This is a genomic window from Dermatophilaceae bacterium Soc4.6, from assembly GCA_039889245.1.
Classification (GTDB): Bacteria; Actinomycetota; Actinomycetes; order Actinomycetales; family Dermatophilaceae; genus Lapillicoccus.
In genome coordinates this window covers 3,963,766-3,977,653 of sequence record JAZGVH010000002.1, presented here as the reverse complement: position 1 = coordinate 3,977,653, position 13,888 = coordinate 3,963,766, and the positions used below count along the sequence as shown (strand labels likewise).

Genomic DNA, 13,888 nt, shown 5'->3' with positions numbered 1-13,888 from the left:
GGACCCTCAGCCCGGTGAACCTCGTGGTAAGAGTGTGCCCACCAGCGATGAGGGGCACACTCTCTAGACAACCACGTCTAGCGAAATCGGGAGGTTGCCGTGAGCGAGAAGTCCACGACAGGGGCAAAGTCGACAGGTGAGGGCACGGGGCGGCGATGGGGATGGCTCATCCCGGGGGTGACCTTCCTCGTCGGAATCGTGCTCGGAGGGCTCGTGGTCTTCGCGCAGCAGTCGGGGCAGGACACCGCGTCCTCCGGCGGGAGCAGCACCCCGAGCAGGAGCGTCACGGCCACCCCGACCGACTCCTCGTCCTCCTCGGCGGTGGCCGTGGTGCGGGTGCCCAAGGAGTGCCTGACCGTGGCGGACGACTCACAGGCCCTCGTCGACGTGGCCACAGGCGCCGTGACGGCCGCGCGCAACCTCGATGCCGCGGCTCTGGCCGATGCGGTGCGACAGCTGGATGCGGCCCAGAAGGCCGTCACAGCCAGCGCAGCCGCCTGCCGACAGGTGCAGGCGTCCTTGCCCACCGTCACCTCGACGGACGCGGCCACGACGACCCCCGGCGGCTGAGCCCGCAGGGCAGGGACCTGTCTGGCTCAGCCGCTCGGGCTCTCCCGCTGCTCGCTCAGGTCTCGCAGCAGGTGGGCGGTTCCGACCGCAGAGGCTCGCAGCGCGCGCAGGTCAGGACCGGCCGAGAGCACCTCCCGGCTGCTGCTGGCCAGCACCTGCGGCAGGGCTGAACCGAAGACCGCACGCAGGCTCTGGAGGCTGCCGCCCTGGGCCCCCAGTCCGGGCGCGAGCACCGGCGTGCCCGCAGCCACGAGGTCGAGACCGAGCTGGTCGACGGCCGGGCCGACGGTGGCCCCGATGACGAGGCCGACGTGGCCGAGCTCGCCGGCGGCGACCGCCTCGGCGTTGTCTGCGGCAGCGCCGTCGACGACCGACCCGGCGACGGAGAGCCCGTCACGCACTGCGTGCTGCACCTGCGGACCCTCCGGGTTGGAGGTGAGGGCGAGGACGAAGACCCCCCGGCCGGTCTGCTGTGCGAGGTCGAGGGCGGGGCGCAGCGAGCCGTAGCCGAGGTAGGGGCTGACCGTCACGGCGTCGGCGACGATCGGGGAGTCGTCTCCCAGGTAGGCCTGTGCGTAAGCGGCCATCGTCGAGCCGATGTCGCCCCGCTTGGCGTCGAGCAAGACCAGCGTGCCTGCCTCCCGCAGACCGCGGATCGCCCTCTCCAGCAGCGCGATCCCGGCTGAGCCGAAGACCTCGAAGAAGGCCGACTGGGGCTTCACGACGGCGACGTGGCCACCGAACGCCTCGACGCACGTCATGGTGAAGCGCTCGAGCCCCGACAGAGAGTAGGGCAGCCCCCAGCCCTCGACGAGCCCACGGTGGGGGTCGAGGCCTGCGCAGAGCGGGCCGCGCTCGTCCATGGCGGCCCGCAGCCGCACCCCGAACGGGGTGGGCTGCGCCGCAGGGGTCGGTGTGGTCTCGCCGGTCATCGGGTCTCCTCGGGTGGGTGGCAGCTCGCCTACGACGTGTCGGACGTCAGCTCGGGTGGGCCGCACCGACCACGTCGGTGAAGGCCACGATGCCCTTGTCCTCGAGCAGCTGCTCGAGCTCACGCAGCACGCGCACGGGCGCGGTCGGGTCGTTGAAGGTCGAGGTGCCGACCTGGACCGCACTGGCGCCGGCCGCGACGAGCTCGAGCGCGTCGTGGCCGGTGCGCACGCCGCCGACGCCGATGATCGGCGCGACGGGCAGCCGACCGGTGAGCATCGCCGAGCGCACCTGCCAGATCGCCCGCACGGCGACCGGCCGGATCGCCGGGCCCGACAGACCGCCGGTGACGCCGCCCAGGTGCGGGCGCATCGTGTCGATGTCGATGCTCATGCCGAGCAGGGTGTTGACCATCGTCAGGCCGTCGGCGCCTGCCTCGAGGCAGGCGGAGGCGATCGTGACGAGGTCGGTGACGTCGGGGCTGAGCTTGGCGAAGATCGGCACCTCGGCCGGCAGCTGGGACCGCACCAGCGACACGACGGCCGACGACGACCCGGGGTCGCAGGCGAAGACGAGGCCGCGGTTGGCGACGTTCGGGCACGAGATGTTGACCTCGACGCCCGCCACGGAGCCGAAGGAGGAGCTGTCCCGCAGCCGGCGCGCCACCTCGGCGAACTCCTCGCTGTCGGATCCGGCGATCGAGACGAGCGACCGGGCGCCCACCGACGCCAGCCAGGCCAGGTCGTCGTCGACGAAGGCGTCGATCCCCGGCCCCTGCAGGCCGATCGAGTTGAGCATCCCCGAGGGCGTCTCGGCCATGCGTGGGGTGCCGCGGCCCGATCGCGCCCCGAGCATGACCGACTTGGTCACGAAGGCCCCGAGGTCGGCGACGTCGAAGAAGCGATGCAGCTCACGGCCGTTGGCCGCGCACCCGGAGGCGGTCATGAGCGGGTTGGGCAGCCGGGCCCCGGCGAGGTCGACCGTCATCGACACCATCAGTGCCCCCCTCCCCCGGCGGCCACCGGTGCCCCGACGGCGTCGGCGGGCACGACCGCGTGACCGTCGACGAACGCGTCCCAGCGCACCCGGTCACCCCGGAACGTGGGGCCCTCGACGCACGAACGCACCATCTTGGTCGTGCCGTCGCTGCTGCGCACCGGCATCACGCAGGTCATGCAGACGCCGACCCCGCAGGCCATCGCCTCCTCGACCGCGACCTGGGCGACCGCGCCGTGGGCGGCCGCGAGCTCGCTCACCGAGCGGAGCATCGCCATCGGGCCGCAGGCGTAGACGACCTGCGCGTCGGCCCGGGCCATCACCTCGGGCAGCACGTCGCTCACCCAGCCCTTGACCCCCTGCGACCCGTCATCGGTGGTCACGGTCACGCCGTGGCTCGCCCGCTCGTCGTCCGAAGTCTGCGGGGCCCCGAAGAGCCGGTCGCGACTGGCGGCACCGAGCACGATCTCGACGCCGCACCCTCGCTCGCGCAACAGCTCGGCCAGCCAGAAGAGCGGCGCGCTGCCGTAGCCACCGCCGACGAGGACGCAGCCCACCGCCTCGGTCGGCAACGGGAAGGGCTTGCCCAGCGGCCCGATGAGGTCGACCTCCCCCTGCACCGGCACCTGCGTGAGCCACCGCGACCCCGGGCCGGCATCGGCCACGACGAGCTCGACCGTCCCGCTGCCCGAGCCGCCCTCGCGGGCGTCCGGCGTCACCCGGTGGATGGAGAAGCAGCGACGCAGCAGGGTCGCCGACGTGGGCCCGCCCACGGCGAGCGCCACGAACTGGCCGGGTCGTGCGAGGTCGGCGACCTCCGGGGCCAGGAGCGTCAGGTGCTGGTAGGCACCGACCACCCTCGAGGCCACGAGCTCGGCCCGCACGGTCGCGACACCCGATCCGGGACGGCTGGTCACGAGCCCACCCCGGCTGAGTCCCCCACGGCCTCGGTCTTCACGGCCTCGGTCTTCACGGCCTCGGTCCTCTCGGCGGCTTCCTCGGCCGCCGCGCGCACGCCGTAGAGGTCCAGGTCGCGCGCGTGCTCCTGCAGCGGCTTGACCCTCAGCACGCCGTTGCGGCGGGCCTCGATGCCCTGGACCGCGGCCCACAGCTCCTGCACCGTGGTGATGATCGGCTTGTCGGCGCTCGACGTCGCCGCCCGGATCTCGTAGCCGTCAGCCCGCTCGGCCTGACCGGTGGGCGTGTTGACGACCATCTGGATCTCGCCCGCGTTGATGAGGTCGACGATCGTGCGCTCCCCCGGCTCGAGCTCGTCGCGCTCACTGATCTTGCGCACCGGCGTCGCCTCGATCCCGTTGCGGCGCAGCACGTCTGCGGTTCCGACGGTGGCGTAGATGCGGAAGCCGAGGTCGGCCAGCCGCTTGACGGGGAAGATCATCGCGCGCTTGTGCCGGTTCGCGATCGAGACGAAGACCGACCCGCTGTCCGGCAGCCCGCCCGAGCTCATCTGGCTCTTGGCGAACGCGGTGCCGAAGTCGACGTCGATGCCCATGACCTCACCGGTGGAGCGCATCTCCGGGCCGAGCAGGCTGTCGACGACCTTGCCCTCCTTGGTGCGGAAGCGCTTGAAGGGCAGGATCGCCTCCTTGACCGACATCGGCGAGTGGGCCGGCATCCGGCCGCCGTCACCGGTCGGAGGGAGCATCCCCTCGGCCCGCAGCTCGGCGATGGTGGCGCCCAGCATCACGCGGGCGGCGGCCTTGGCGATCGGCACCCCGGTGGCCTTCGCCACGAAGGGCACCGTGCGCGACGCGCGGGGGTTGGCCTCGAGCACGTAGAGCACGTCCTGGGCCAGGGCGAACTGCACGTTCATCAGCCCACGCACGCCGATGCCCTGCGCCAGCTTGAGGCTCGACTCGCGCACCCGGTCGAGCTCGCTCGCGCCGAGGGTGACCGGCGGCAGCGTGCAGGAGCTGTCTCCGGAATGGATCCCGGCCTCCTCGATGTGCTCCATGATGCCGCCGATGTACATGTCCGTGCCGTCGTAGAGCACGTCCACGTCGATCTCGATGGCGTCGTCGAGGAAGCGGTCGACGAGCACCGGGTGCTCCGGCGACGCGACGGTCGCCCGCTCGACGTAGCCCGACAGGGTCACGTCGTCGTAGACGATCTGCATCCCGCGGCCACCGAGCACGTAGGACGGGCGCACCAGCACGGGGTAGCCGATCTCCCGGGCGACTGCCACGGCCTCCTCCGCGCTGTAGGCCGTGCCGTAGCGCGGCGCCGGGAGCCCCGCCTCGGTGAGCACCCGCCCGAAGGCGCCACGGTCCTCGGCGAGGTTGATCGCCTCGGGCGAGGTGCCGACGATCGGCACCCCCTCGTCCTTGAGCGCCTGCGCGAGACCGAGCGGCGTCTGGCCGCCGAGCTGCACGATGACGCCGGCGATGGGGCCGGCCTGCGACTCGGCGTGCACGACCTCGAGCACGTCCTCGAGCGTCAGCGGCTCGAAGTAGAGGCGGCTGCTCGTGTCGTAGTCGGTGGAGACCGTCTCGGGGTTGCAGTTGACCATGACAGTGTCAAAACCCTTGTCGCGCAACGCGAACGACGCGTGCACGCAGGAGTAGTCGAACTCGACGCCCTGGCCGATGCGGTTGGGACCCGAGCCGAGGATGATGACGGCCGGCTTCTCGCGCGGCAGCACCTCGGTCTCCTCGTCGTAGGACGAGTAGTAGTAGGGCGTGCTCGCGGCGAACTCGGCCGCGCAGGTGTCGACCGTCTTGTAGACCGGGCGCACCCCGAGGGCCCGCCGGACGCCGCGCACCACCGCCTCCGGCATCCGCCTCAGCCCCGCGATCTGGCTGTCGGAGAAGCCGTGACGCTTGGCCAGGCGCAGCAGTGCGGGCGTCAGCTCGCGCGCCGCAGCCACTTGGTCCGCGACGGCGTTGATCAGGGCCATCTGGTCGAGGAACCACGGGTCGATGCCGGTGGCCTCGTGCACCTGCTCGACGCTGGCTCCACCGCGCAGCGCCTGCTGCACGGTGACGATGCGACCGTCGGTCGGCACGCCGGACAGCTCGAGCAGCTCGGCCAGCCGCTGGGGGTCGCTCGGGGTGGGGCCGTCCCAGTGGAAGGTCGCGCCGCTGCGCTCCATCGAGCGCAGGGCCTTCTGCAGCGCCTCCGTGAAGTTGCGCCCGATGGCCATCGCCTCCCCGACCGACTTCATGGTCGTGGTGAGGGTGGCGTCGGCCGCGGGGAACTTCTCGAAGGCGAAGCGCGGAACCTTGACCACGACGTAGTCCAGGCTCGGCTCGAACGACGCCGGGGTCACCCGCGTGATGTCGTTGGGCACCTCGTCGAGGGTGTAGCCGATCGCCATCTTGGCCGCGATCTTCGCGATCGGGAATCCGGTCGCCTTCGACGCGAGGGCCGACGAGCGGGAGACGCGCGGGTTCATCTCGATGACGATGATGCGGCCGTCGTAGGGGTTGACGGCGAACTGGATGTTGCAGCCACCGGTCTCGACCCCGACCTCGCGGATGACGTCGATCGAGATGTCGCGCAGTCGCTGGTACTCGCGGTCGGTCAGGGTCAGGGCCGGGGCGACGGTGATGGAGTCACCGGTGTGCACGCCCATGGGGTCGAGGTTCTCGATCGAGCAGACGACCACGACGTTGTCCTTGTGGTCGCGCATGACCTCGAGCTCGTACTCCTTCCAGCCCTTGATCGACTCCTCGAGCAGCACCTCGGTCGTGGGGCTCGCCTGCAGCCCCTGGCCGGCCATCCTGCGCAGCTCGGTCTCGTCGTTGGCGAAGCCCGAGCCCAGCCCACCCATCGTGAAGGAGGGGCGCACCACCACCGGGTAGCCGAGCTCGTCGGCGGCCGCCAGCACCTCGTCCATCGTGTGGGTGATGAAGGAACGGGCGCTCTCGGCGCCACACCGCTGCACGACCCCCTTGAAGGCCTCGCGGTCCTCACCAAGCTGGATGGCGGCGACGTTCGCACCGATCAGCGGGCAGTTGTACTTCTCGAGGACACCGTTCTCGTGCAACGAGATCGCGCAGTTGAGGGCGGTCTGACCGCCCAGGGTGGCGAGCACCGCGTCGGGGCGCTCACGGGCGATGATCGCCTCGACGACCTCAGGGGTGATCGGCTCGACGTAGGTCGCGTCGGCGAACTCGGGGTCGGTCATGATCGTCGCCGGGTTGCTGTTGACGAGGACGACGCGGATGCCCTCCTCCTTGAGCACCCGGCAGGCCTGGGTGCCCGAGTAGTCGAACTCGCACGCCTGACCGATGACGATCGGGCCGGAGCCGATGACGAGGACGCTGCGGATGTCGTCGCGCTTGGGCATCAGGAGGCTCCCTGGGTGATGGACTGGTGCTGGGTCATGAGCTCGACGAAGCGCTCGAAGAGGTAGCCCGCGTCGTGCGGTCCCGCCGCCGCCTCCGGGTGGTACTGCACCGAGTAGGCCGGCCGGTCGAGGCACTCCAGGCCCTCGACCACGTCGTCGTTGAGGCACACGTGCGACACCCGCACCCGCCCGTATGCCGTGTCGCTCTCACGATCGGTGGGCGCCTGCACGGCGAAGCCGTGGTTGTGCGCGGTGACCTCGACCTTGCCGGTCGTGCGGTCCATCACCGGCTGGTTGATGCCACGGTGGCCGTACTTCAGCTTGTAGGTGCCGAAGCCGAGTGCGCGGCCCAGCAGCTGGTTGCCGAAGCAGATGCCGAAGAACGGCACCTGCGCGTCGAGCACCTGCCGCAGCAGCGCCACCTCGGTGTCGGCCGTGGCCGGGTCACCGGGGCCGTTGGAGAAGAAGACCCCGTCGGGCTGCACGGCCTGCACCTGCTCCCAGGTCGAGGTGGCCGGCAGCACGTGCACCTCAATCCCCCGCTGGGCCATCAGGTGCGGCGTCATCGCCTTGATCCCGAGGTCGAGCGCGGCGACGGTGAAGCGCTTCTCCCCCACCGCCGACACGACGTAGGGCTCGGCCGTGCTGACCTCGGTGGCGAGCGCCGCGCCCGACATCGGCGGCGCCTCGCGCACCCTCTCGGTGAGCGGGCCGACCGCTCCGGACGGGAGCTCCGCGGCATACGCCTCCCCGCTGAAGATGCCCACCCGCATGGCGCCGCGCTCGCGCAGGTGACGCGTGAGGGCGCGGGTGTCGATGCCGCAGATGCCGACGACGCCCTGCTCGGTCAGCTCGTCCTCGAGGGTCGAGGTCGAGCGCCAGCTCGAGGGTCGCAGCGCCGGGTCGCGCACGACGTAGCCGGCCACCCAGATCCGGCGCGACTCCATGTCGTCGGCGTTCATGCCGGTGTTGCCCACGTGCGGGGCGGTCATGACGACGACCTGGCGGTGGTAGCTGGGGTCGGTGAGCGTCTCCTGGTAGCCGGTCATGCCGGTGGAGAAGACTGCCTCGCCGACGGTCTCACCGCGGGCGCCGTAGGCCTCGCCGCGGAAGGCGCGGCCGTCCTCGAGCACGAGCACGGCCGGCTCACGGGTGGCGAGCAGGTCGAGGGGGGGATGGGCAGATGTCACAGGAGCTCCTCGGACGGGACGGGCACGGGGGTCGGGTCGGTGCGTCGACCCCGCAGCCAGGTGGAGTGCACGGCACCGGTGAGGGTGCGGCCGTGCCAGGGGTTGTTGCGTGACAACGAGACCGAGGCTCCGGCGTCGACGACGACGCTGCGGTCGGGGTCGACCAGGGTGAGGGTGGCTGGCTCCCCGACGGCGAGCGAGCCGCCGTGGCCGGCGAGCCCGGCGATGCGAGCCGGGGTCTGCGACATCACCCGGGCCACCCCGGCCCAGTCGAGCAGCCCGGTGCGCACCATCGCCTCGGCAACCACCGACAGCGCCGTCTCGAGCCCGACCATGCCGAAGGCTGCGTCGACGAAGGCGTGCTCCTTGTCGTGCCGCGCGTGGGGTGCGTGGTCGGTGGCGACCGCGTCGATCGTGCCGTCGGCGAGCGCCGCCCGCAGGGCGTCGACGTCCTCCTGCGGCCGCAGCGGTGGGTTGACCTTGAAGACCGGGTCGTAGCCGGTCAGCAGGTCGGTGGTCAGCATCAGATGGTGCGGCGTCACCTCGGCGGTCACGGCGACGCCGGCGGCCTTGGCCCACCGCAGCACCTCGACGGTGCCGGCGGTGGAGACGTGGGCGACGTGCACCCGGCTGCCGGTGTGCCGGGCGAGCATGACGTCGCGCGCGACGATGCTCTCCTCGGCGACGCCGGGCCACCCCGGCAGCCCGAGACGGCCAGAGACCTCGCCCTCGTGGCAGCAGGCCTCGCGCCCGGCGAGCGTCGGGTCCTGCGCGTGCTGGGTGACGACCCCCCCGAAGGCCTTGACGTACTCGAGCGCCCGGCGCATCACCCGGGCGTTGGCGACGCAGTGCCCGTCGTCGGAGAAGACCCGCACGCGCGCCCGCGACCGGGCCATGAGTCCGAGCTCGGCCAGCTCGTGACCCTCGAGCCCCTTGGTGACGGCTCCGACCGGCTGCACGTCGACCAGCCCGACGGCCCGACCGAGGTCGAGCACCCGCTCGGCGGCCTCGGCGGTGTCGGTGACCGGATCCGTGTTGGCCATGGCCAGCACCGCGGTGAAGCCCCCCGCGGCAGCTGCGGCTGACCCGCTGGCCACGGTCTCGGCGTCCTCGCGGCCGGGCTCGCGCAGGTGCACGTGGAGGTCCACCAGCCCGGGCAGCGCGACCAGTCCGTCGGCGTCGACCACGTCGTGCGCGCCGGTCACCGACAGGGACCCCACCTCGACGACGATGCCGTCGGCCAGGAGCAGGTCGGTCGGGGCTCCGCCGAGCAGGCGGGCCCCGCGGACGAGGGTGCGGGTCGGGCTGGGAGAGCTGGTCATGCGGAGGCCTCCTGCGAGTCTGAGCCGGCCAGCAGGTGGTAGAGCACGGCCATCCGCACGGCCACGCCCGCCGACACCTGGTCGAGCACCCTCGACTGCTGCGAGTCCGCCGCGTCGGCGGTGATCTCCAGCCCGCGGTTGATCGGCCCGGGGTGGAGCACGGCGACGTCGGGCTGCGCCTGCACGAGGCGCTCCATACGGGACCTCGTCAGGCCGTAGCCCACGGTGTACTCGCGCGGGGTGGGGAAGTATCCGCCGGACATGCGCTCGCGCTGCACGCGCAGCATCATCAGCGCGTCGACGTCACCGGCCCGCCCGCCGAGCACCGCGTCGAGGTCATACGACGTGCCGAAGCCCGCGGCCTGCGACCACGGCCCGACCCCGCTGGGCATGAGCGTCGGCGGGGCGACCACCGTCACCCGGGCCCCGAGCCGGGTGAGGGTGATGACGTTGCTGCGGAAGACCCGCGAGTGCGTGAGGTCGCCCACGATGACCACGTGGCGCCCGTCGAGCGCGTCGGCGTCGCCACCGAGGTGGTGGCGCAGCGTGTAGGCGTCGAGCAGGGCCTGCGTGGGGTGCTCGTGGGTGCCGTCACCCGCGTTGATGACGCTCGCGTCGACCCACTGGGCGACCTGATGGCAGGCGCCCGAGGCCGCGTGCCGGACGACGAGCGCGTCGACCCCCATGGCGGCGACGGTGCGCACGGTGTCGCGCAACGACTCGCCCTTGCTCGTCGAGCTGCCCTTGCCGGTGATGTTGATGGTGTCGGCCGACATCCACTTGCCCGCGATCTCGAAGGAGCTGCGGGTGCGCGTGGAGTCCTCGAAGAAGAGGTTGATGACGGTGCGGCCGCGCAGGGTCGGGATCTTCTTGACCTCGCGGCGCTGCACGTCGTGCATCGACAGCGCGGTGGTGAGGATCGCGTCGACCTCGTCCCGGTCGAGGTCGGCCGAGCTCAGCAGGTGGCGGCTCATCGCCCACCACCGCTGATCTTGACGCTGTCATCCTCGCCGTCCACCTCGGTGAGGCGCACGTGCACCCGCTCGCTGCTGGCCGTCGGGAGGTTCTTGCCGACGTGGTCGGCGCGGATCGGCAGCTCACGGTGACCCCGGTCGACGAGGACGGCGAGCCGCACCACCCGCGGGCGACCGAGCTCGGCGATCGACTCGAGCGCAGCCCGGATCGTGCGACCGGAGTAGAGCACGTCGTCGACCAGCACCACGACCTGGTCGTCGAGTCCGCCGGTCGGGATCTCGCTGCGCGCCACGGTGCGCACAGGCTGGCTGCGCAGGTCGTCGCGCTGCATCGTCACGTCGAGGGTGCCGACGGGCACCTCAGTGCCCTCGACCTGCGCCATGACCGCGACGAGCCGGCGGGCCAGCTGCACCCCCCGCGAGGGGATACCGAGCACGACGAGGCCCTCGGGTCCCTTGTTGGCCTCGAGGATCTCGTGGGCGATGCGACGCAGGGCCCGGGACACGTCACCGGAGGTCATGACGACACGTGCGTCGTCGGGGACCGGCCGCCCGACCGGGCTCGCCGATGAGGGCTGGTCAGCAGCCGACATCAGAGCCTCCTTCCCCGCCTCACAGGACGGTGATTTAAAGGATTGTCTGTACGGTCGCCCACCCTACCCGAGCGGGGGACGGGCCCCCGCCGGAGTCCGGCGGGGGCCCGTCGTGCGGGGCGGGGCTGGGCTCAGTTGTCGGCGTTGGCGACCGGGACCGCGGCGGCGCCCGGCACCTGCTGCGGCAGGAGCACCGTCTCGTCACCCGGGTAGGGCGTGGCGAAGTGGCTGGTGGAGTACCAGATGTCGCGGTTGAGCTGACCCATGTCGACCATGTCCTCGGAGTGGAAGTCCTGCTTGGCCGACCACGCGGCCCAGGCCTGCTCGACCGGGCCGGCGGTCTTCGAGACCGCCGGGTTGGTCGAGGTCAGGGGGATCTGGTTGGGTCGCGCGTCGTACGGGGTCAGGTCGGCCTGGTCGGTGAACACGTTGCGCATCGGCTCGGCCGTGAGGTCCTGCTGGTTCATCGGGGGCAGGCCGAGGATCTGCTCGATCGTGCGCATGACGTTGAGCTGGCTGTAGTAGGTGTGGTCGACCGCGCCCCGCTTGGCGTAGGGGCTGACGACGAAGGTCGGGTTGCGGTGGCCGTCCACGTGGTCGACACCGTTCTGGGTGTCGTCCTCGATGACGAAGATCGCGCTGTCCTTCCAGTACGGGCTGTGCGAGATGGTGTCGATCATCCGCCCCGTCGCGAGGTCGTTGTCGGCGACGTAGGCCGACGGCGTGATCGCGCCGGGCGAGGTACCGGCCGTGTGGTCGTCGATGACCCAGGCCAGGTTGAGCGCCGGGAGGTTCGCGTTCTTGACGTAGCGCGCGAAGTCCCGCTGGAACAGGTCGGCGCGGTACTGGTCGGGGATGTTGAGGTCGAAGTTCGGGAAGTTCGGCTTCGTCACCTGCTGGAGGGAGGGGATGTCGGTCTTGGCGGTGTAGGTGCCGATGGGGTAGGCGAGCGGGCCGGGGGTCTTGCCCTCGAGCACCCGCGAGTCGTGGTACCAGGTGGGCCAGCTGCCGGCGGTGGTGCCGTTGCCGGCCTTGTCGACGTAGGAGTCGATCTGCTCGCCCCAGTTGGTGACCGACTTGCCATGGGCCAGTGCGTTGTCCCAGATCCAGCCGGTCTTGGCGTTGCTCATCGGGTCACCGGTCTGGTACGACCGCGTGTAGTTGCCGTACATCTGCTGCATGTAGTTGTTGACGGTGGCCTGGTCGAGCCAGTGATGGCCCTCGGCCGAGTTGGTGCCGTCGGAGTAGAGGTTGTCGATGAGGGGGAACTGCCTCGCCAGTGCATGGAAGTTCGGCGTGGTCGCCCCGCCGAACTGGGCGAGTGACGGGTCGCCGTGGCCGCGCGGGTCGTCCCCGAGCACCTGGTCGTAGGTGCGGTTCTCCTTGATGATGAGGAACACGTGCTTGATCGTCGACGGGTCGCCGACGTGCAGGGGCACCGGAACCGGAGTGGCGCGGCCGCTCCCGGCGCGGTTGCGCTCGAGCAGTCCGTTCCACTGGTTGTTGGCGAAGACCTGCCTGGTGTAGGCCGCCATCTGCGCGTTGGTCGGCACCGGCACGGTCTGGACCGTGCCGACGAAGTTGTAGCCGAGGTGAGAGGTCGCCGGTCGGGTGCCGACGCCCTGGAGGTTGGTCCCGAGAGCACCCACGGATCCGAGGCCCTGCTCGCTGCCCACGACGAGACGCCCCAGCGACGCGCTCCAGGCCAGGCCGGTCGGGTAGGAGCCGGTCGGGATCAGACCCTCGAAGCTCGGCTGCGTGTAGGCCCCGGTGTACGAGTACACCGCGACCGCGTTGTCCCGCCCGAGGCTCACGGCCAGGTGCGTGGGATCGAGCATGGCCAGCCCGTTGGGCGAGGCACCACTGGGCGAGCCGGGCGCCGGGTTGGCCACGAAGGTGCGGCCGACCCGCTGCTTCACGGTGTCGATGCTCGTCACGGTGTCGTCGTCGGTGTTGGTCACCAGCACCGTGCCGCCGACGGCGAGCAGGGCGCTCGGCTGGATCCCCACCCTGAACGTCGTGACCTCGCGCCCTGCGCGGTAGTCGACCTCCGACACCGAGCCGGTGGACGGCACGGCCGAGCGGTTGTTCGTGACGATCGGCGTGCCGTAGGACAGGTCGGTGCGGTCACCCGCCGTGGCCGGACGGCCACCCTGGTTGCTGACGTAGGCCTTGCCGTCCACGACCACCACGGAATTCGGGACGTTGCCGACCGGGATCTGACGGGTCACCGTCCCCGTCTTCGTGTCGACGACCGCGAGGGTGTTGTTGGCGCTGAGGGTGACCAGCAGATCACGTCGGTTCGGCGCCCACGCCATCCCGGCGGGGACGGGTTGGCGTCCGTCGACCCCGGGCAGGGCAATCGTCGTCTGGTGCGACAGGGTGCCATCCCGGGCGACGTCGAAGCGAGCGAGCCCGTCCGGCTCCGCGGCATACAGGCTCTGACCGTCCTCGCCGTAGAGGATGCCGCCGTCGGAGATGCGGCCCGTGCCGAACTGCTGCTTCACCGCGTGAGTGACCAGGTCGAAGACGGTCACGACCCCCGTGGTCGCCCCACCGGTGTTGAGGGCGGCGGCGGTCTTGCCGTCGGGGGCGAGGGCGAGTCCGAATGGACGCCCGGCCTCCTTGATGACGTCGCCGGCTGGTGTCACGAACTGCCCCGTCTGCACGAGGTTCGACCCGTCGGGCTGGGCGCCGACGGTCTTGCTGGCAAGGGGCGTGTTTCGATCGGTCGCCGCAGCGTATGCCGCGCTGCCGCAGACCGCTACGGCCGTCGCCGCAGCAACCGTCGTGAGTGTCCTCTTACGAGCTCTGTGTGCCATGGTCCCTGTCCTTCACGTCGTCCGGGTTGACGAGTGACGACGCTAGGGACGGCGTCTGGGAAGGGCCTCCGAGGACGGCGCCTGGGGCGTGACTTCTTGGCGACGGCTGGGTGACCAGCAGGTCACCGGGCGTCCACCGCAGGGTCATGGGTGAGTCAAACCCCGAGGTCAGCCCCGGG

General features: G+C 71.3%; 10 protein-coding genes. 1 reads left to right on the top strand and 9 read right to left on the bottom strand.

Going from position 1 to position 13,888, the window contains the following annotated elements:
* Window positions 1-99: 99 nt before the first annotated feature.
* Window positions 100-570, top strand: a complete 471-nt coding sequence (locus tag V3N99_18585; protein MEO3938740.1) for a hypothetical protein — start codon at window positions 100-102, stop codon at window positions 568-570.
* Between the two features lie 26 nt (window positions 571-596).
* Here the strand turns inward: V3N99_18585 and pyrF are convergent, their stop codons facing one another.
* From pyrF to V3N99_18540, 9 genes are all read right to left on the bottom strand, one after another.
* Window positions 597-1,502 carry an orotidine-5'-phosphate decarboxylase gene (gene pyrF / locus V3N99_18580; GenBank protein ID MEO3938739.1) on the bottom strand — a complete coding sequence of 302 codons (906 nt, stop codon included), beginning with the start codon at window positions 1,500-1,502 and terminating at the stop codon, window positions 597-599.
* Window positions 1,503-1,548: 46 nt separating this feature from the next.
* Window positions 1,549-2,496, bottom strand: coding sequence for a dihydroorotate dehydrogenase (locus V3N99_18575; protein ID MEO3938738.1), 948 nt, complete (start codon window positions 2,494-2,496; stop codon window positions 1,549-1,551).
* Complete coding sequence (locus V3N99_18570; protein MEO3938737.1) at window positions 2,496-3,413, bottom strand: dihydroorotate dehydrogenase electron transfer subunit; 918 nt, start codon at window positions 3,411-3,413, stop codon at window positions 2,496-2,498. Before V3N99_18570 ends, V3N99_18575 begins: the two co-directional genes overlap by 1 nt.
* Window positions 3,410-6,808, bottom strand: coding sequence for a carbamoyl-phosphate synthase large subunit (gene carB / locus V3N99_18565; GenBank protein MEO3938736.1), 3,399 nt, complete (start codon window positions 6,806-6,808; stop codon window positions 3,410-3,412). The genes V3N99_18570 and carB overlap by 4 nt, the downstream gene beginning before the upstream one ends.
* Window positions 6,808-7,998: a glutamine-hydrolyzing carbamoyl-phosphate synthase small subunit gene (gene carA, locus V3N99_18560; GenBank protein ID MEO3938735.1), complete on the bottom strand. Its 1,191-nt coding sequence runs from the start codon at window positions 7,996-7,998 to the stop codon at window positions 6,808-6,810. The genes carB and carA overlap by 1 nt, the downstream gene beginning before the upstream one ends.
* Window positions 7,995-9,320: a dihydroorotase gene (locus V3N99_18555; protein MEO3938734.1), complete on the bottom strand. Its 1,326-nt coding sequence runs from the start codon at window positions 9,318-9,320 to the stop codon at window positions 7,995-7,997. The genes carA and V3N99_18555 overlap by 4 nt, the downstream gene beginning before the upstream one ends.
* Entirely contained in the window at window positions 9,317-10,294 is a 978-nt protein-coding gene (locus V3N99_18550; protein ID MEO3938733.1) for an aspartate carbamoyltransferase catalytic subunit, read from the bottom strand. The genes V3N99_18555 and V3N99_18550 overlap by 4 nt, the downstream gene beginning before the upstream one ends.
* Window positions 10,291-10,887, bottom strand: a complete 597-nt coding sequence (pyrR, locus tag V3N99_18545) for a bifunctional pyr operon transcriptional regulator/uracil phosphoribosyltransferase PyrR (protein ID MEO3938732.1) — start codon at window positions 10,885-10,887, stop codon at window positions 10,291-10,293. The genes V3N99_18550 and pyrR overlap by 4 nt, the downstream gene beginning before the upstream one ends.
* A gap of 131 nt (window positions 10,888-11,018) precedes the next feature.
* Window positions 11,019-13,709 carry an alkaline phosphatase family protein gene (locus V3N99_18540; protein ID MEO3938731.1) on the bottom strand — a complete coding sequence of 897 codons (2,691 nt, stop codon included), beginning with the start codon at window positions 13,707-13,709 and terminating at the stop codon, window positions 11,019-11,021.
* Window positions 13,710-13,888 lie beyond the last annotated feature (179 nt).